General features: G+C 28.3%; 22 protein-coding genes. 14 read left to right on the forward strand and 8 right to left on the reverse strand.

Annotated features, from left to right (window positions below; translation table 11 throughout):
• Positions 1 to 36 precede the first annotated feature (36 nt).
• Positions 37 to 1,659 carry a SulP family inorganic anion transporter gene (locus tag DAD81_RS09725; protein ID WP_111708072.1) on the reverse strand — a complete coding sequence of 541 codons (1,623 nt, stop codon included), beginning with the start codon at positions 1,657 to 1,659 and terminating at the stop codon, positions 37 to 39.
• Between the two features lie 87 nt (positions 1,660 to 1,746).
• The gene (locus DAD81_RS09730) at positions 1,747 to 2,328 is read right to left on the reverse strand and encodes an NUDIX hydrolase (protein WP_111708320.1); all 582 of its coding nucleotides are present in this window, start codon (positions 2,326 to 2,328) and stop codon (positions 1,747 to 1,749) included.
• 7 nt (positions 2,329 to 2,335) lie between these two features.
• Here DAD81_RS09730 and pyrE point away from each other — a divergent pair, with 7 nt between their 5' ends.
• Positions 2,336 to 2,977, forward strand: coding sequence for an orotate phosphoribosyltransferase (gene pyrE / locus DAD81_RS09735; protein ID WP_111708073.1), 642 nt, complete (start codon positions 2,336 to 2,338; stop codon positions 2,975 to 2,977).
• 7 nt (positions 2,978 to 2,984) lie between these two features.
• Positions 2,985 to 3,374, forward strand: coding sequence for an SRPBCC family protein (locus DAD81_RS09740; RefSeq protein WP_111708074.1), 390 nt, complete (start codon positions 2,985 to 2,987; stop codon positions 3,372 to 3,374).
• Positions 3,375 to 3,389: 15 nt separating this feature from the next.
• On the opposite strand, the gene DAD81_RS09745 is transcribed toward DAD81_RS09740, so the two are convergent.
• Entirely contained in the window at positions 3,390 to 4,127 is a 738-nt protein-coding gene (locus DAD81_RS09745; protein ID WP_111708075.1) for a biotin--[acetyl-CoA-carboxylase] ligase, read from the reverse strand.
• 86 nt (positions 4,128 to 4,213) lie between these two features.
• On the opposite strand from DAD81_RS09745, the gene rsfS reads away from it, so the two are divergent.
• From rsfS to DAD81_RS09780, 7 genes are read left to right on the forward strand one after another with little or no spacing between them, the layout of a single operon-like run.
• Positions 4,214 to 4,585 carry a ribosome silencing factor gene (gene rsfS / locus DAD81_RS09750; RefSeq protein ID WP_111708076.1) on the forward strand — a complete coding sequence of 124 codons (372 nt, stop codon included), beginning with the start codon at positions 4,214 to 4,216 and terminating at the stop codon, positions 4,583 to 4,585.
• A gap of 32 nt (positions 4,586 to 4,617) precedes the next feature.
• Positions 4,618 to 6,606 (forward strand): ATP-dependent zinc metalloprotease FtsH, encoded by a 1,989-nt coding sequence (gene ftsH, locus DAD81_RS09755; RefSeq protein ID WP_111708077.1) that lies wholly within the window; start codon positions 4,618 to 4,620, stop codon positions 6,604 to 6,606.
• A 41-nt stretch (positions 6,607 to 6,647) separates the two neighbouring features.
• Entirely contained in the window at positions 6,648 to 7,238 is a 591-nt protein-coding gene (locus tag DAD81_RS09760; protein ID WP_111708078.1) for an LUD domain-containing protein, read from the forward strand.
• 3 nt (positions 7,239 to 7,241) lie between these two features.
• Complete coding sequence (locus DAD81_RS09765) at positions 7,242 to 8,057, forward strand: phosphatidate cytidylyltransferase (protein WP_111708079.1); 816 nt, start codon at positions 7,242 to 7,244, stop codon at positions 8,055 to 8,057.
• A gap of 2 nt (positions 8,058 to 8,059) precedes the next feature.
• Complete coding sequence (locus DAD81_RS09770; RefSeq protein ID WP_111708080.1) at positions 8,060 to 8,710, forward strand: phosphatidylserine decarboxylase family protein; 651 nt, start codon at positions 8,060 to 8,062, stop codon at positions 8,708 to 8,710.
• A gap of 20 nt (positions 8,711 to 8,730) precedes the next feature.
• The gene (locus DAD81_RS09775) at positions 8,731 to 9,003 is read left to right on the forward strand and encodes an acyl-CoA-binding protein (protein ID WP_111708081.1); all 273 of its coding nucleotides are present in this window, start codon (positions 8,731 to 8,733) and stop codon (positions 9,001 to 9,003) included.
• Between the two features lies 1 nt (position 9,004).
• The gene (locus DAD81_RS09780; protein WP_111708082.1) at positions 9,005 to 9,625 is read left to right on the forward strand and encodes a YceI family protein; all 621 of its coding nucleotides are present in this window, start codon (positions 9,005 to 9,007) and stop codon (positions 9,623 to 9,625) included.
• Between the two features lie 52 nt (positions 9,626 to 9,677).
• Here the strand turns inward: DAD81_RS09780 and DAD81_RS09785 are convergent, their stop codons facing one another.
• The 5 genes from DAD81_RS09785 to DAD81_RS09805 all read right to left on the reverse strand — a co-directional run bounded on the left by DAD81_RS09785 (position 9,678) and on the right by DAD81_RS09805 (position 15,891).
• The gene (locus DAD81_RS09785) at positions 9,678 to 11,639 is read right to left on the reverse strand and encodes a DUF349 domain-containing protein (protein WP_111708083.1); all 1,962 of its coding nucleotides are present in this window, start codon (positions 11,637 to 11,639) and stop codon (positions 9,678 to 9,680) included.
• Positions 11,640 to 11,748: 109 nt separating this feature from the next.
• Entirely contained in the window at positions 11,749 to 12,507 is a 759-nt protein-coding gene (locus DAD81_RS09790) for a shikimate dehydrogenase family protein (protein WP_111708084.1), read from the reverse strand.
• A complete protein-coding gene (locus DAD81_RS09795; protein ID WP_111708085.1) occupies positions 12,500 to 13,522 on the reverse strand; it encodes a DUF368 domain-containing protein in 1,023 nt (340 codons plus the stop codon). Before DAD81_RS09795 ends, DAD81_RS09790 begins: the two co-directional genes overlap by 8 nt.
• Positions 13,523 to 13,528: 6 nt before the next feature.
• Positions 13,529 to 14,458, reverse strand: coding sequence for a DUF368 domain-containing protein (locus tag DAD81_RS09800; protein WP_111708086.1), 930 nt, complete (start codon positions 14,456 to 14,458; stop codon positions 13,529 to 13,531).
• Between the two features lie 35 nt (positions 14,459 to 14,493).
• The gene (locus tag DAD81_RS09805) at positions 14,494 to 15,891 is read right to left on the reverse strand and encodes a tetratricopeptide repeat protein (protein WP_111708087.1); all 1,398 of its coding nucleotides are present in this window, start codon (positions 15,889 to 15,891) and stop codon (positions 14,494 to 14,496) included.
• A gap of 136 nt (positions 15,892 to 16,027) precedes the next feature.
• Here DAD81_RS09805 and pyrR point away from each other — a divergent pair, with 136 nt between their 5' ends.
• The 5 genes from pyrR to DAD81_RS09830 are packed head-to-tail and all read left to right on the forward strand — an operon-like array spanning position 16,028 to position 19,130.
• Positions 16,028 to 16,567 (forward strand): bifunctional pyr operon transcriptional regulator/uracil phosphoribosyltransferase PyrR, encoded by a 540-nt coding sequence (pyrR, locus tag DAD81_RS09810; RefSeq protein WP_111708321.1) that lies wholly within the window; start codon positions 16,028 to 16,030, stop codon positions 16,565 to 16,567.
• Between the two features lie 4 nt (positions 16,568 to 16,571).
• A complete protein-coding gene (locus DAD81_RS09815; protein WP_111708088.1) occupies positions 16,572 to 17,507 on the forward strand; it encodes an aspartate carbamoyltransferase catalytic subunit in 936 nt (311 codons plus the stop codon).
• On the forward strand, positions 17,508 to 17,840 hold the full coding sequence (locus DAD81_RS09820; RefSeq protein ID WP_111708089.1) for a ribonuclease Z: 333 nt from the start codon (positions 17,508 to 17,510) through the stop codon (positions 17,838 to 17,840).
• A 16-nt stretch (positions 17,841 to 17,856) separates the two neighbouring features.
• Positions 17,857 to 18,216 carry a T9SS type A sorting domain-containing protein gene (locus tag DAD81_RS09825; protein ID WP_111708090.1) on the forward strand — a complete coding sequence of 120 codons (360 nt, stop codon included), beginning with the start codon at positions 17,857 to 17,859 and terminating at the stop codon, positions 18,214 to 18,216.
• On the forward strand, positions 18,213 to 19,130 hold the full coding sequence (locus DAD81_RS09830; protein WP_111708091.1) for a ribonuclease Z: 918 nt from the start codon (positions 18,213 to 18,215) through the stop codon (positions 19,128 to 19,130). Before DAD81_RS09825 ends, DAD81_RS09830 begins: the two co-directional genes overlap by 4 nt.
• Positions 19,131 to 19,132 lie beyond the last annotated feature (2 nt).

Consider the following 19,132-nt stretch of genomic DNA (forward strand, 5'->3'; position numbering starts at 1 on the left):
TATATAGAATTTTCAAATTTTTAAGAATATTTAAAATTAATCTTCAAATAATCCTTTAGTAAATTTTTCTGGATTTGCGGCTAAATGATAACGAGGATCATCAATATCTTCAATAATAACCTCACTAAATTTAGGGCTCGACTTATATAATAACATTTTACACTCTTCACTTAAATGCTTTAAATGAATTTTTTTTCCAGCAGTTTCATATTTTTCAACCAAATTAAAAATTGCTTCAACGGCTGAATGATCAGAAACACGAGATTCAACAAAATCTATTTCTACAGATTCTGGATCATCTTTAACATCAAATTTATCTAAAAAGGCAGTTATTGATCCAAAAAACAAAGGTCCCCAAATTTCATAAATCTTAGTACCGTCATCTCTCATTCTTTTTCTGGCTCTAATTCTTCTTGCATTTTCCCAAGAAAATACTAAAGCACTAAATATTACACCCGCAATTACCGCAATGGCTAAATCAAATATTACTGTTAATGCAGATACTAGTATTAAAACAAATAAATCCGCTTTTGGAATTTTGTTTAGTATTCTAAAACTACTCCAAGCAAACGTACCTATTACTACCATAAACATTACACCTACAAGCGCAGCGATTGGAACTTGTTCAATATATTCAGCTCCAAACAGAATAAATATCAATAATAAAACAGCGGCTACAACACCTGATAATCTTCCTCTTCCTCCACCTTTAATATTGATAATAGATTGACCAATCATTGCACAACCACCCATACCGCCAAATAAACCAGTAATAATATTTGCACCTCCTTGAGCCATACATTCTCTATTTCCATTACCTCGAGTTTCAGTTAAATCATCAATTAAATTTAATGTCATTAAAGATTCAATCAATCCAATGGCTGCTAATATTAATGAATAAGGCAAAATAAATTTAATAGATTCCCAAGTCATAGGAACTTTTGCAAAAGTTTCTAACGTTAATTTTGGTAATCCACCTTTAAGACCTTCTCCTCCACCATCTCTAATAAATGATCCTACTGTTGCAACATCAAAATTCATAAAAATAGCCATTAAACTAACAACTAATATTGCTATTAAAGCTTCTGGTAGTTTTTTTGCTTGCTTTATTTGTGGTAATCCCCACATTATAAGCATCGTTAAAGCTACTAAACCAATCATTAAATACAATTGTTCACCTTGTAACCAACTCTTTTCACCGTTTACACTTTTTTTAAACATTCCTAATTGAGATAGGAAAATTACAATTGCCAAACCATTTACAAATCCCATCATTACAGGATGAGGAATTAAACGTACAAACTTACCTAGCTTTAAAATACCAGCCAACATTTGAAAAATCCCCATTAAAATAACAGTAGCAAATAAATAATACAATCCTAAATTTTCTTCTGGAGCCCCCATAGCGTTCCCTTCAGAAACTAAACTAACCATAACAACGGCCAAAGCCCCTGTAGCTCCAGATATCATACCAGGTCTACCTCCAAAAATTGAAGTTATTAACCCAACCATGAAGGCAGCATATAAACCAACTAAAGGATCTACACCCGCCACAAAAGCAAAAGCAACTGCTTCTGGTACCAAAGCCAAAGCAACGGTAATTCCAGAAAATACATCATCTCTTACATTAGACACTCTCTTTCTAATAAATTCAGTCATAAGTAGTTATTTTACAAAAGCTGCAAATATAAGTCTTTTTTGTAGTAGATTGTAATTAAACTTTGTGAGTTACGAAATCGTTACAAATTAGAAAAGTAACTTTATATTTTCGTAGGTATTTACTAAAGCTTCTTTTGTTTTAGCTTCATCAAAAAAAGTAACATCTTCAATTCCCTCTTCTAATTGAGGAACTAATTTTCCACTGTAGTTAGTAGTCATTAAATACCAATGCGTTATTTTCAAAATAGTTTTATGTTTTCTTTTAAAAATGTGATAGGTGGTTTCTAACTCTTTTTTAATTTCTAAGTTTGAAACTCCACATTCTTCTTCAACTTCTCTTTTGGCACATTGAGAAATTGATTCTCCTTTTTCTAATTTACCTTTTGGAAGATCCCATTTTTTAAATCTATAAATAAATAAAATTTCATTTTTATCATTTAAAACTTTTCCTCCTGCAGCTTTTTGAATTTTAAAATATTTTATAAAAGTACTCCAACACATTTGCAAGTCATCACATATTAAACAAATACCACTATTTTTTAACTGAAATAACTCTTCAATTAAATCAATAATTTGTACTTCTTTAAAATTGTTAATTTTCAAATTTGTTGAAATCTTATTATTTTCTGTCAAAATAATAGGATTATCATTCACAAAAACTTTATACATTTGCATTATGATTATGAACAAAGATACAGCAAAAAAAACTGCAGAACTATTATTACAAATAAAAGCAATTAAATTGCAACCGAATGATCCTTTTACTTGGGCTTCTGGTTGGAAATCGCCTATTTATTGTGATAATAGAACAACGCTTTCTTTCCCTAAAATAAGAAATTATTTAAGAGAAAACTTAGCAAACATAATTGAATGTGAATACGGAAAACCAGACGTAATTGCTGGAGTAGCTACAGGAGCTATTGCAATTGGGGTTTTAGTTGCGCAACACTTAAATATACCTTTTATTTACGTTCGCCCTGAACCTAAATCTCATGGAAGAAAAAATCAAATAGAAGGTCTTTTAGAAAAAAACAAGAATGTTGTTGTTGTTGAAGATCTTATTAGCACTGGAAAAAGCAGTCTTAACGCTGTAAAAGCATTAAGAGAAGAAGGAGCCAATGTTAAAGGTATGGTTGCCATTTTTAATTATGGGTTTGATGTTGCTGATGAAAATTTTGCTGAAGCAAATGTAAATTTAACCACATTAAGTGATTATAATCATTTACTTGAACAATCTTTAGATAGTAGTTATATAACTAAAGATGAAATGAATACCTTAAAAGAATGGAGAGAAAACCCAAGTAAATGGAATCAATAAATTAATTATGAATTTAGAAACTAAAAAATCTGTAATAAATAAATCTCAAAAAGAATTTTTTGAGTTTTTATTAGACCTGAAAAATTTTAAGGAATTAATGCCTGAAAACACACAAAAATTTGAAGTAGATGGAGATTCTTTTCTATTTAGTTTAAAAGGTATGCCCGAAATTAGATTAGTTATAAAGGAAAAACAAGAATTTGATAAAATAATATTAGGAGCTGCCAGCAGTAAACTAAATTTTTCATTAACTGTTTTAATAAAAGAAGTTTCTGAAAACTCTTGTGAAAGTCAATTACTTTTTAACGGAGATTTTAACCCAATGATGGCAATGATGGTAAAAAGCCCACTTCAAAAATTTATAAATACATTAACTGAAAACGCAAGTAATTTATAAGTTAACACTACTTATTTAACGATTCGCAAATTTAATTTCTTTTAAATTAAACTTGCGAATTTTTTCATTTTCTAATTCAACCATTAACATTCCAGCCTCAGAAACGTTAACAATTTTACCTAAGAAAATACGGCCTTTAATATCTTCAAACATTGCAGGTTTGTTAATCATAAATAATTGTTCTAAATACATTTTTTTAAGATTAGAAAATTCTTTCTTTTCAATAAAACTTACAAAATATTGTACTGAGTTAATTATTTTTAATAGGAGTTCATCTAAATTATAATCTTTTAATCCAATTCTTTTTAAAGAAGAAACATTTGTAATTTCATTTGGAAAATTTTCCTGATTTACATTTAAACCAATTCCAACAATAGAGTGTTTAATATATGCCCCTCCTATTATATTTTCTATTAAAACCCCAGCTACTTTGTCTTTTACTGCCAATATGTCGTTTGGCCATTTTATATAAAATTTAGTATCACATTCTTCCATTAAAACAGAATAAATACCTAAAGAAACCGACATACTCAAATAAAACTGATCTCTAATCTCAAAAGACTTCAAATCAATTAAAACACTAAACGTAAGGTTTTTACCTTTCTCAGAAATCCAATTTGTCCCCATTTGACCTCTACCTGCTGTTTGGTTCTCAGTAACCACAGTTGTAAAATTTTTAAGTTTACTTTTCATCAACAACTGTTTTAAGTATAAGTTCGTCGAATCAATGGCACTAATTTTGATTATATTCATTTTGATTTTAAAATAGTTAACAAAGTTATTGAAATGACAATTTATGATAAAAAAACAATAACTTTGCACACAAATAAAAAAAGTTAATGACAAAAAAAAATGTAAGTGCTGACGATTTAATTGCAGTCATTTTAAAAGCGATAGACGAAATCAAGGGAGTTGATGTACAAATATTAGATTTAAGAGATATTGAAAATACAGTTTGTGATTATTTTATAGTTGCTACTGGAACTTCTAACACACATGTAAATGCCATTTCTGGTATAATTCAAAAACAAGTTGGTAAAATTGGGCAAGAAAAACCTTGGCATGTTGAAGGAGAAGGTAATGCTGAATGGATACTAATTGATTATGTTAATGTTGTAGTGCATGTTTTCCAAAAACATATTCGTGAATTTTACGATATTGAAAGTTTATGGGGAGATGCTAAAATAACAACAATTCCTTCTTCAAATTAATAATTATTTCAACTTATTGAAAAAATAAATAAATGAGCCAAGAAAAGAAAAACACACCTAAGAATAAAAACATAAAAACTCCTAAATTCAATTTTTACTGGATTTACGGAATTCTTTTAGTCCTTTTTATAGGCTATCAAGTTTTAAATAGTGATAATTTATCTACTAAAAATTTAAGTCAAAATGAATTTAAGACAATCTTAAAAGACAATGACATTGATAAAATTGTTATTGTAAATAAAGATATAGCGAACATTTATATAAAAAGTGACGCTTCTGAAAAAGAAAAACACAAAAAAAATAAAGGGTCGTTATATTCAGCAAATACACCAATGTATTATTATGATTTTGGAGACCTTCAAAATTTTGAGAAAGAATTAACTGAACAAAAACAAGCTGAAAATTTAGATTTTGACACTTCAAATGTTGAGAAAACTAATTTAGTAGATACATTATTTGTTTACTTACCTTTTATATTTTTAATTGGTTTATGGATTTATTTCATGAAAAGAATGTCTGGCGGTGGTTCAGGTGGTGGTGGACAAATTTTTAGCATTGGAAAATCTAAAGCAAAACTATTTGATGAAAATCAAAAAGTAAAAACTTCATTTAAAGATGTTGCTGGTTTAGAAGGTGCAAAAGAAGAAGTACAAGAAATTGTTGACTTTCTTAAAACTCCAGATAAATACACTTCTTTAGGAGGAAAAATACCAAAAGGAGCTTTATTAGTTGGCCCTCCTGGTACAGGAAAAACTTTATTAGCAAAAGCTGTTGCAGGAGAAGCTGGTGTTCCTTTCTTTTCTTTATCCGGTTCGGATTTTGTTGAAATGTTTGTAGGTGTAGGTGCATCTAGAGTTAGAGATTTATTTAAACAAGCACAGCAAAAATCTCCATCAATTATTTTTATTGATGAAATTGATGCTATTGGACGTGCTCGTGGTAAAAATAATATGACAGGTGGGAATGATGAAAGAGAAAATACATTAAACCAGTTATTAACTGAAATGGATGGTTTCGGTACAGATACTAATGTTATCGTATTGGCTGCAACAAACCGAGCAGATGTATTGGATAAAGCCTTAATGAGAGCTGGTCGTTTTGATAGACAAATTTATGTTGATTTACCAGATATTAATGAAAGAGCACAAATATTTAAGGTTCATATTAAACCTTTAAAACTTCATAAAGATGTTGATATAGAATTTTTATCTCAGCAAACTCCAGGATTTTCTGGTGCTGATATTGCTAACTTATGTAACGAAGCTGCTTTAATTGCTGCAAGACAAAGTAAAAAAGCAGTTCATCATCAAGATTTTTTAGATGCCGTTGATAGAATTGTTGGAGGTCTTGAAAAGAAAAATAAAATTATTTCTCCAAAAGAGAAAAAAACTATTGCTTTTCATGAAGCTGGACATGCTACCGCAAGTTGGATGTTAGAACATGCCGCACCTTTAGTAAAAGTAACAATTGTGCCTAGAGGGCAATCTTTAGGAGCAGCTTGGTATTTACCTGAAGAAAGACAAATTGTTCAATCTGAACAAATGTTAGATGAAATGTGTGCAACATTAGCAGGAAGAGCTGCTGAGAAAATAATGTTCAATAAGATTTCTACCGGGGCATTAAATGATCTTGAAAAAGTTACAAGACAAGCAAGAGCAATGGTTACTATCTATGGATTAAATGAAAATATTGGAAATATTACTTATTACGATTCTACAGGACAAGCAGACTATAATTTCACAAAACCATATAGTGAGCAAACTGCCGAAACAATTGATAAGGAAATATCTAAAATAATAGAAAGTCAGTATTTAAGAGCTATAGATATTTTAACTGAAAACAAAGATAAACTTACTACTTTGGCCGAAGTTCTGCTAGAAAAAGAAGTTATCTTTAAAAAAGATTTAGAGCTTATCTTTGGAAAAAGAGAATTTGAAAACGATATTATTAAGAGAGAAGAAGAAACTTCAAAAGCACAAGATTCTTTTAAAAATGAAAATTCATTAAAAACAGAGGATTAAATTAATTAATTTTCCTAATTTTGAATTTATTCAAAGTAACAATGGGTATATTCAAAAACATATTTAGATCTTCGAAACCAAAAGTTTCGGATACACCTTCTTCTACGGAATCAAAAAACTTACCTCTTGATCAAATTTTCGTTGAAAATTTCATCAAAAATCAAGGTAAGTTTTTGTATTGCACGTCATTAGAAGATGTAATATTAAATTTAGACAATATTATAAAGGAAAACAATTGGGAAACTATTATTTGTAATGATATTGATTTACTAAAATTAATAAAAACCCTTAACCTTAAGATAAAAAATAAAATATCAAACTATCATCCTATTTTTCTTAGTTGTGAACATTTAATTGCTGAAAATGGAAGTATTTTATTTTCTTCAAATCAATTAAAAGAAAACAAAATATCTGAATTATCTGAAAACTTTATAGTTTATGCTACCACAAGTCAATTAGTAAAGACCAAAGGTGAAAGTTTAACAGGTATTAAAACAAGATACAAAGGGAATATACCAAGTAATATTAGTGCTATTAAAAACTATAACCCTAACTCTTCAGATGATCATTTTATGAGTTATGGTAATACAAATTCTAAAAACTTATATTTATTACTTTTTGAAGATTTATAATTTATGGGGCAACTTTTAAAACGTTCACTTTCAGGGATTGTATTTGTTGGTGTTTTAATTTTTTCGATATTATATAGCAAAATCACATTCATAAGTCTCTTTTTTGTGTTAATGTTATTCTGTTTATATGAATTTTTAAAAATGATAAGTCTTAAAAGTATCTTTCCATATATTATAGGGATTTTACTATTTATTTTTGGAAATATTTTAAATGTAGAAGATATTCCCTCAAAAATTATTTATGAATATGTTGGTTTATTTCTATCCTTAACTATTTTTATTACATTCGCTTCCATTTTGTTTGCAAAAAAAGAAGAAGTAATTAGCCACTTAGGTAAAATTTTTCTTTCAATAATTTACATTGTAGTTCCTTTTACATTAATAGTCCAAATTCCTTTTTTAAATTCTTCATTTAATTATATAAATACAACCATTTTAGGCGTTTTTATTTTAATATGGACAAATGATACTTTTGCTTTTTTAATTGGTAAAAATTTTGGTAAACGAAAGCTATTAGAACGTATTTCTCCAAACAAAACTATTGAAGGTTTTATTGGTGGAATGATATTCACATTTATAGTTAGTTTTATTCTTTCAAATAAATTTTTAGGTATATCACAAACCCAGTGGATTGTAATTGCAGGAATTGTTAGTATCTTTGGAGTATTGGGAGATTTAATTGAATCTATGTTTAAAAGACAAGCTGGAGTTAAAGACAGTAGTAATTTTATTCCTGGTCATGGAGGATTTCTTGATAGATTTGATAGTGTAATTTTTGCTGCACCGTTTATTTTTATTTATTTACAATTTGTTCAATAATTATGTTTCATAAAGAAGGTTATAAAATAATTTTAATTTCAACATTAATAGTTGGTGTTGGAATAATTCTCATCGAAAATTTCATAGAAATTAATTGGCTTAATAAAGCGTTATCAGCTGTTTTATTAATAATGTTTCTTCTTATTTTGCAATTTTTTCGCAATCCAAAAAGAAATACAATAATTGATGATAACTCAATAATTGCTCCTGCAGATGGAAAAGTTGTTGTAATTGAAGAGGTTTTTGAAAAAGAATATTTTAAAGATAAAAGAATCCAAATTTCAATTTTCATGTCTCCTCTTAATGTTCACGTAACTAGATATCCAATAGGTGGAAACATACAGTTTAGTAAATATCACCCAGGAAAGTTTTTGGTTGCTTGGCACCCTAAATCTTCAGAAGAAAATGAAAGAACTTCTGTTGTTATTAAAAATAATACTTTTGGAGAAGTTCTTTATAGACAAATTGCTGGAGCCCTTGCTAAGCGAATTGTAAATTATGCAAAACCAGAACTACAAGTAGTGCAAGGAACTGATGCTGGGTTTATTAAATTTGGTTCTAGAATAGATGTTTTTCTACCGTTAAACTCTAAAATTGAAGTTAATATAAATGATAAGGTTAAAGGCGGTGAGCAAATTATTGCCAGAATCTAATCTATGTAATAAGTTAATCAATGACTAAAGAATTATACAAAGAACTAGACAAAGAATTTGAAGAAGCATATTTTAAAGCTTCCAATACAAATACAAAGCTTCCTCAGGACGTAATGCTCCAATTTTACGCATACTATAAGCAAGCTACTAAAGGAAACAATTACGAAGAATCCTCTTCAGGTGGAGTACAATTGAGAAATGCTTTTAAACTAAACGCATGGATCCAGTTGAATCATCTTACTGAGGATAAAGCTAAACTAGAATATATTAAACTTGTAAATAAACATCTATAAAATGAAAAAGCATAACATTCTTATTTTACTAATTGTTGTAATTGCAATTACAATTTCTTGTAAAGAAAACCCAAAGAAAAAGGAAATAAGTACAGAAGAAAAAGGATATACTGTTGAGCCAAAAACTACAACAATAAATTGGATTGCCTATAAAACTACAGGAAAGGTTCCCGTTAAAGGACAATTTACAAAACTAAAAATAGAGGAAGCTAATACAAAAGCTAAAACAGCATTAGAAGCTCTTAACAATTTAAAGTTTTCCATTCCAGTAAATAGTTTATTTACTAAGGATACAATTAGAGACGGAAAACTTAAAAAGTTCTTTTTTGGTTCTATGGTAGATACTCAAAATATAAAAGGAACAATTCACATTAATAATGAAACTTCAGGAACGGTTGAAATTGTTATGAATGGAATATCACAAGATTTACCTATTACATTTGTAATGAGTGATCAAATGGTAACTATTGAAGCAATTATGAATTTAGATAATTGGCAAGCTCAAGCTGCTATAGCTGCTTTAAATAAAGTTTGTTATGGTTTACATTCTGGTGAAGATGGTATTTCTAAGACCTGGAGTGAGGTTAAAATTGAAATCGCCACCTATTTAAAACATGAATAAAATATTTAATATATGAATAAAAAAAAGCCTGCATTAGCAGGCTTTTTTTTATCTAATTATCTAGTTGTTTTAAATAATCAAGTTTGGATTTCCAAACATCTAATTTTTCTTTATAAGCATTTATTTGCCCTCTTACATTTTGCACTAAAGGATTATCTTCTGTAACGTTTGAAATAAACCCTAAGTTATTTTCTAACTGTTGAATTTCTCTAACTGTTTCATCAATTTTCTTTCTAATAAACAATTGTTCAGAATCTAATTTTCTATAGTTTTTTTGTTCAAGATAATTATTTACTAAGTTTTCAAACTTAAGCATTTCAATATCTTTTTTCTCTAAATCACTATTCTCAACTATTCTATCAAGTAACTTATTAAACTTACCCTCAATATGACGCATTTCGTAAGGAACGCTTCCCATTGCTCTCCATTCACTCACATACTCATTTATGTTAGCAATAGTAATTTTTTTCTTTTCTTCAATTATAGTTTTTAACTCTTTTAGATAGTCTTTCTTCTTATTAAGAACTTCAATTTGTTCTTTATTACCTTCATCTTGTTTATCATGTAATCTATCAAAGAAATGATTACAAGCTGCTTTAAAATCTTTCCAAAGTTTATCTGAATATTTTCTTGGTACATGACCAATTTTTTTCCAATCAGATTGAATCTTTTTCATAACCTCAGTAGTCATTTCCCAATCATCACTATCCTTAAGAGATTCCGCTTGTTCAATTAATAATTTCTTTTTATTTAAATTATCAAAGTGGTCTTTTTTAACATTTTTGAAAAATTTATTTTTCTCCACATTAAATTTTCTTGTAGCATCTTTAAATTTTGCCCAAACCTCATCACTTTTAGCTCTTGGAACTTGGCCCATAGCAAAAAATTTATTCCTAAGTGCATCAATTTCCTTTATACTTTTTTGCCAATCTACACGACTTTCATTTTTAGAAACGTCAACTGCCTCAATAGCTGAAATCACTTCTAATTTTTTATCTATATTACCTTCAAACTTAGAACGCATATCTCTAAAAAACTCATGTCTTTTATCATGTACTAATTTAGTTGCTTCACTAAATCTATCCCACACAGCTTCTCTTTCATCTCTTGCAACTGGGCCAACATCTTCTTTCCACAATTTATGTAAAACCTGCAACTCTTTAAAAGCAACATTTATATCTTCAATTTTAGTTAACTCTTCAGCTCGTTCTACAAGTTTTAATTTTTCATCTAAATTGTGTTTAAAATCAAGATCTCGTAAATCATTACTAAGGTGAAGCAAATCATAAAAACGTTCAACATGGTGATGGTATGTGCGCCAAGTATCGTTGTATTTTGCTCTTGGAATTGGTCCTATTTCAACCCATCTTTTTTGAATATCCTTAAATATTTTATACATAGATGATCCTTCAGCATTATCAATTAAACGCTTTAAATCTTCTATTAATTGAAGTTTATCCTCTAAATTAGTTTTTAACTTGGCATCTTGATTTGCATAAAACTCATTTCGTTTAGTTTTAAAATCATAAAGAATACTATTGTAAGTGGATTTTATAGGGTTGTTATATTGAAAATCAATAACATTACCTCCTTCAGCTAAAAATTTCTCTTTTTCTGCTTTTAATAATGTTCCAAATTTTAGATTAAAAACATCCTTTATTTTGTTAACATTATTATTAATACTTTGAACCTGACCTTCTTTTACCAGTTTACCTAGAGCTTCAACTAACTCCTCTAAAGTTAAATTGTTAAAATCAGCAACTTCATCTTCTGGGTAATCTGTGTTTTCAGATAATTCAGCTAATTTATCGTCAATTTCATCAACAGCTTTATTTGAAACTACATTACTCTTTTCTGTTTCAAGCTTCTCTTCTACTGGTTCAATTACTTCTTTCGATTCAATTGGTTCTTTGGATTCAATTGGGTCATTCGATTCTGTTAATTCTGTTGATTCTGTTTCTTTTGGAGTTAAATTGTTTTCTTGTACTGGTACTTTCTTTTCTTCGTCTAACATATCAAAATGTTTAAGGTTCAATAATTATATTCATTAATAATTTAAAATAGCATTACCTAAAACACCATTTAATAATAGATTCAAAATAAGGCTTTAAGTTGCGTTAAATTTACTCTTTTTTATTGGCATTCCATATTTCCCAAGATTTTTCTGCTTGAAGTTCTAACATTTCTAATCCGTTTTTAATAGTTGCTCCATTATTTTTTCCTAATCGCAAAAATTTTGTTTCTGATGGATTGTAAATTAAATCGAATAATAAATGCTTGTCTGATATAAACTCAAATGGAATATTAGGAGCATCTTCTATATTTGGATATGTACCTACAGGTGAACAATTAATAATTACAGTGTATTCTTCAAGTATTTGTTCATTTAAAGCGCTATATAAAAATACATTATCTGAAAGGCGTCTTGATACAAACTTGTATTCAATTCCTAATTTTTTCAAGCCAAATGCAATTGCTTTTGAAGCGCCACCAGTTCCTAAAATAAGTGCTTTTTTATGATGTTCTTTTAATAATGGTTTAATAGAATTTTGAAAACCATAAACATCCGTATTATAACCTATTAATTTATTCTCATTTGTAATATTAATCGTATTAACTGCTCCTATTTCTTTAGCATCTTCATCAATTTCATCTAAATAACGCATAACAGATTGCTTGTAAGGAATAGTAACATTTATACCTTTATATTCATGTTCTTTATGATATAATAAAAAAGGGAATTCTTCAATTTCAGGGATGTCAAAATTCAAATACTTTAAGTTGTCTAATCCAAGTTTCTCAAATTTTTCAGAAAAATACTTTCTTGAAAAAGAATAGGAAATATCCTTTCCTAAAAGTCCAAATTTAGTTCTATTATTCATCTATATAATCTTTTCGTTCTGTTCCATATTTATCAATAAGTAAAATAATACTTGCTCCCAATAAAATAAAAAATATTGCTATCCAAGTTTCTTGACTTGATAAATTCGGCAAAAATCTTTTAAAATTTTCAACTATTTTATTCCCTTGAGCATCAAATAAATTTACTCCGTTTTCAACTTTATAAACCTCTTTTTTCCATGGCCAAACCATTCCTAAAGAACCAGTAATAAAACCAATTATAAGCGCTGTAACTATCTGATGCCAGTATTTTAACACGTAACCTAGTATGTGAGAAGTAACTATAAGCCCAAATGCTGAACCTCCAGTAAAACTAGCGATTACTTTTAAATACTTCATTCTTTCCAAATTGTCTACAAAGCTAAAATCACCTGTAAAAACTTCTGTTATTGTTTTAAATAACATTGCAACAGAATCAACAAGTAACAGCACATAATTCCCCATTAAAATAAGAATGAATGAACCTGACAATCCTGGAAGTGTCATCCCTGAAACTCCAATTATTCCACAGGCAAATACAAACCATAAGTTATCGTTTTCTTTTGCAGGGCTCATAAAGCTTAGTGCTATTCCAATAATAGCTCCTATTATCATGGAAACTATATTTCTTGTTCTCCAATCATTAAAATCTTTTGATATATAATATATTGAACCCAATATCATCCCAAAAAAAGAACTCCAAACATATAATTCATAATGCCTTAATAAATAGTCTAGTGCTAAAGAAACAGTAAAATAGCTAAAAGTACTCCCTCCAAAAACCAACAATAAAAATGTGGCATTTGTATATTCATAAAAACTTTTAAACCTACCATTTATTAATAGTAAAAATGCCTTGTAATTTATTTTTCTAAATGAATAAATCATTTCTTCATAAAAACCCAAAACAAAAGACACTGTTCCTCCAGACACCCCAGGAACTTTATTTGCTGCGCCCATGGATAAACCTTTTAAAAAAAGGAAGAATTTATCTAATAAATTACGTTCTCTAGCCATTTTTAATTAGTTTTCAGAAATCTGAGCTACTTTTTCTAAAATGATAATTATTGCGAACCCTATTAAAGCTAATATAATTGCCATTAAAATTTGTGAATCTCCTTCAAAAGAAAGCGGAGAAATACTTTGCTCATTAAATGGCACTTTAACTCCATGTGAATTTGTTCTCCAGGTTAACGTTTCCTTCCAAGGCCAAATTTTGTTCAAAGACCCCAATATAAAACCTGTTAATAGTGCCAATGTTAAATCTTTATAATGGGTAAAAAGCCATTTTAAGATTTTAGAAAAAGTTAGTAATCCTACAATTGCACCGGCTGCTAAAATACCTAACAACTGATAATTTCTATTATGAATTGCGTCTAAAACTGGTTTATACGCTCCCAATAATACCAATATAAAAGAACCCGAAATACCAGGAAGTATCATTGCACAAATTGCCAATGCACCAGCTAAAAACAGAAAATAAGGTGATGTGTTTTCAGAAATTAATGGTTGTAAAGTTGTAATGTAGTATGCGAGTGCAGCTCCTAATAAAAAAATTAAAACTGTTGAAATATTCCATTTTGAAATTTGCTTACCAATAAATAAAATACTAGCTAAAACTAATCCAAAAAAGAAGGACCATACCAAAACTGGTTTATTTTCAAGTAACCAAGATATTAATTTTGCAAGTGAAATAATACTTACAAAAACTCCACTAAGCAGCGTTGCTAAAAAGTTCCCATTAATAGCATTCCAAAATGCCTTAACCCCATGCTCTTTTAATAATTTTAAAGTTGAAAAATTAATAGAACTTATTGAAGTTAAAAGTTCTTCATAAATACCAGAAATAAAAGCAATAGTACCACCTGATACGCCAGGAACAACATCTGCTGCTCCCATTGCCATTCCCTTAAGAGCAATTATTAAATAATTAATGAAATTTCTTTGTTGCATTTGTCTTATTTTCTATAAAAGACAAATGTAGTATTTTAAAGTGAAGAATTTTTAAATTCAGATATGATATCCATTACTTCTTTCTTATTATACACTTCAGGAAATAGTTCTTTTATCATAAGGTGATAATCAAAATCTATGGATAAAGCATTTCTTAGGTATTTCTCCCCTTTTGCCATCTCATTAAATTTAAAATAAATAGAACAAAGTCTATATTCAATTTCAGAAAAATCTTTAAAATATTTTTGGGCTTTTAATAAGTTTATTAACGCATCTTCATAATCGCCTAAATAACATAAAACATCACTCAATCCAACCCAGATTTCAATATTACAATCTTTAAGAGCTATACAATTTTGAAATGCTTCAACTGATTCTTCAAATTTGTTCAATTTTAAATTAATTTCAGCATATTTTCTCCAATAGAGACTGTTTTTATCATCTATTTCAATAGCTTTATTAATATAATATAAGGCTTTATTATAGTCTTTATTTTTTACCTTCAACTCCATAATTGCCAACCAAGCCTTATCTAATAAAGGATCTTCATGAACTGCATTTTTATAATTCTTAAGAGCCAATGTATATTTTTTAAGGTTTTCATAACACTCTCCTATTCTTAAATATACAAAAGCGGTTGGATCATCTAAATCTAAAGTTGCTTTATAGTTTTCAATTGCTTCTTGGTACTTCTCAAGCTTCTCTAAAGTTTTAGCTTTTTCTAAATATGCTCCTACAAACCTCTCATCAATTAATACGGCATAATCAAAAGCTCTAAGTGCTTGTCTGTAGTTTTCAATTACAAAATATTGTCTACCTAATTGGTGCCACGCTACTTCACTATAGGGGTCTTTCTCTATATAATTAATTAAATATTCAATAGCATCTTCATGCTGGTTTTGCATATCAAAACAATAAATAACATTGTATAGCGATGAATAATCATCAAAATCAACTTCTAAACATTTCGCAAAACTTAATCTAGCTTCATCAAATTTATCAAGAAATAAATATTCCATTCCTATCATTGATAAAATATCTGCTTCATCATCCGTATAATCCAAAGCAATTTTTAATGAATTAATTGCATTTTCGTGATCATCAATTTTTGAATAGATACTTGCTTGCTGCACATAAACTTCTTCATTTGTAGGTTCAATTGCTTGAATTTCTTTTAATAAATTTGAGGCAAGCTCTAATTCCCCATCAAATATTAATAATTCTGCTTTTAATAATTTCATTAAAACAGAATTTGGATGTTGAGTTAAACCCAGTTTAATAGCTTTTTTAGCCAAAGATATTTTACCTGTGTCTATATAATAATGTATAATCTCCTCAAACTCAACAGAATCAAAAAAATAAACACTGTTAGTTTTTAACATTGATTCAAATTTGGAAAGCGATAAACTATTTTCTTTTGGAGTTAAAGGCATAAGCAAAAAACAATATTTAGTTTGAAATAAAAATACAAGAACAAAAGCCTTCTTTAAAAATAACTTCTAAATGTTTTTAACAAATTAATTAACAAAATGGTTTATATTTGTATTCCAAACAATGTTTGGTATTGCAATGAGCAAAAAAATTCTACTTAACTCAAAAGAAATTCACATAATTCTTCATCGATTGGCTTGTCAGCTAATTGAGAATCATAATAATTTTGAAAATACTGTTCTTATAGGTATACAGCCTCGTGGAATTTATTTAGCAGAAAGATTGGTTTCTATTTTGAAAAACGATTACAACATTCCTAATATAGATTTGGGAAAATTAGATATTACATTTTACAGAGATGATTTTAGAAGACGAGGCGAACCTCTTGAAGCTAATAAAACCAAAATTAATTTTGTAGTTGAAGATAAAAATGTAGTTTTTATAGATGATGTTTTATATTCCGGTAGAAGTATTAGAGCTGCTTTAACTGCAATTCAATCATTTGGCAGACCTTCAGATATTGAACTTTTAGTTTTAATAGATAGAAGATTTAGCAGACATTTACCTATTCAACCAGATTATAGAGGTAGACAAGTTGATGTTATAAATGAAGAAAGAGTAACGGTAAATTGGAAAGAAAAAGACGGAGATGATACCGTTTATATAATAAATAATTAATTACATGAGTCAGTTAAGCGTACAACATCTTTTAGGAATAAAGCATTTAAAAAAAGCTGATATTGATTTAATTTTTAAAACAGCTGATCATTTTAAAGAAGTAATTAATCGTCCCATAAAAAAAGTTCCTTCATTAAGAGATATTACAATAGCAAATTTATTTTTTGAAAACAGTACTAGAACAAAATTATCTTTTGAATTAGCTGAAAAAAGATTATCTGCCGATGTAATTAACTTTTCAGCAAGTCAATCTTCAGTAAAAAAAGGAGAAACATTAATAGACACAGCTAACAATATTCTATCAATGAAAGTTGATTTAATAGTTATGAGACATCCAAATGTTGGTGCTTGCGACTTTTTATCGAAACACGTAGATGCAAAAATTGTAAATGCTGGTGACGGAACCCATGAACATCCAACACAAGCCTTGTTAGATTCATATTCTATTAGAGAAAAACTGGGTACAGTAGAAGGAAAAAAGATTGTTATTGTTGGAGATATTTTACACTCAAGAGTTGCACTTTCAAATATATATGCTTTAAAATTACAAGGTGCAGAAGTAAAAGTTTGTGGACCAAAAACTCTAATTCCTAAATTTATTGAAGAATTAGGTGTTAGCGTTGAATACAACATAAAAAAAGCTTTAGAATGGTGTGACGTGGCTAATGTTTTAAGAGTTCAAAATGAAAGAATGGCCATTAATTATTTCCCTTCAACTAGAGAATACGCACAACTTTTTGGAATTAATAAAAAACTTTTAGATTCTCTTGGCAAGAAAATTGTAATAATGCATCCCGGACCAATAAATAGAGGTGTAGAATTAACAAGTGATGTTGCAGATGCTGATCAATCAATTATTTTACATCAAGTAGAAAATGGTGTTGCAGTTAGAATGGCTGTTATTTATTTATTAGCTGAGCAAATACAAAGACATAATTAAATGAAAATAATAAAAGAAAATAAATACACACTTATAAAACCTTTGAATAATTCTTTAGAGAATTTTTTAAAAAATATAGAAAATGAGCTATCTAAATTTAAAGATGAACATTTAATTTTAGATATTTCTGAAATAATTAACACGAAACTTGAAGAATTATTATTATTTTTGAATATCAGTAAATTACATAAAGAAAATGGCACAAGTTTTGTGATTATTTTTGACGGTATTGATATTGATGAAGTACCAGACGAATTAAATATAGTTCCTACATTTACAGAAGCTATAGATATTTTAGAAATGGATAGCATTGAACGAGAATTAGGATTTTAAAACATTAGGCTTATTGATGAAAAAACTACTTTTAATAACATTTTTATTGTCATTGTCTTTTTCTTTTGCGCAGCAAAAAGAAAGAGTTGATACTGTTATTAAAAAAAATAAGCCAACAACTACTTTACTTTCAGTATCTGCTTATCCAAATCCTTTAACCATTAGTACAAAAGTTAATTTCTATTCAACAAAACAACAGTTGATAGAGTTTTCTGTTAAAAATTTAGTTGGCAAAACAGTATATAATGAAAGAATAAATGCAAAAAGCGGAAAAAATTCAATTCTCTTTGATCGTAATGATTTATCAAATGGAATGTACATTTATTCCGTACAATCAGATTCCGAAATTGTATCAAAAAGATTAGTTATTAGATGAGTTTAAAACTCACAATTTTAGGTTGTCATTCAGCCACTCCACGAGTAAACGCAAACCCTACCGCGCAATTTTTAGAAATTAAAAATCATAATTTCTTAATTGATTGTGGTGAAGGAACTCAAGTTCAATTGAGACGTTTTAGCATTAAATTTTCCAAAATAAAAAACATTTTTATTTCACATTTACATGGCGATCATTTTTTTGGATTGGTTGGTTTAATTTCTACTTTTAGGTTATTAAATAGAGAGTCTGAATTACATATTTATGGTCCTGTAGGTATACAAGAAATTATCACTTTACAACTTAAAATTTCTAAATCTTGGACGCAATACCCTCTTATTTTTCATGAACTATCATCAAATGAAAGTGAATTAATATTTGAGGATTCTAAAGTTGAAGTTTATACAATACCATTAAAACACAGAGTTTATACCAATGGTTTTCTTTTTAAAGAAAAAGTTGGAGAACGAAAACTAAATATGAACGCAATTTCTAATTTTTCAGAAATTGAAATTTGTGACTATCAAAATTTAAAGAACGGAAGAGATTTTTCACTAAAGAATGGGGAAACAATTAAAAATGAAGACCTTACTTTTAATCCTACAGAACCTAAAAGTTATGCCTTTTGTAGTGACACAGTATATTTACCGTCTATTATTGATATTGTAAAGGGTGTTAATTGTTTATATCACGAAGCTACATTTTTAAAGGACAAAGAAGAACTTGCATTTTCAACAAAACATTCAACTGCATCTCAAGCCGCTAGTATTGCTAAACAAGCAAATGTTAAACAATTAATTCTTGGTCACTATAGTGGTCGTTATAAAAATATTCAAGAATTTAAAACTGAAGCTCAAGAAATTTTTGAAAACACTTTATTAGCCGAAGCAGGAAAAGTATTTGAAATAAATTAAAA

Origin of the sequence: Lutibacter citreus, from assembly GCF_003260195.1 — a bacterium.
Taxonomy (GTDB): Bacteria; Bacteroidota; Bacteroidia; order Flavobacteriales; family Flavobacteriaceae; genus Lutibacter; species Lutibacter citreus.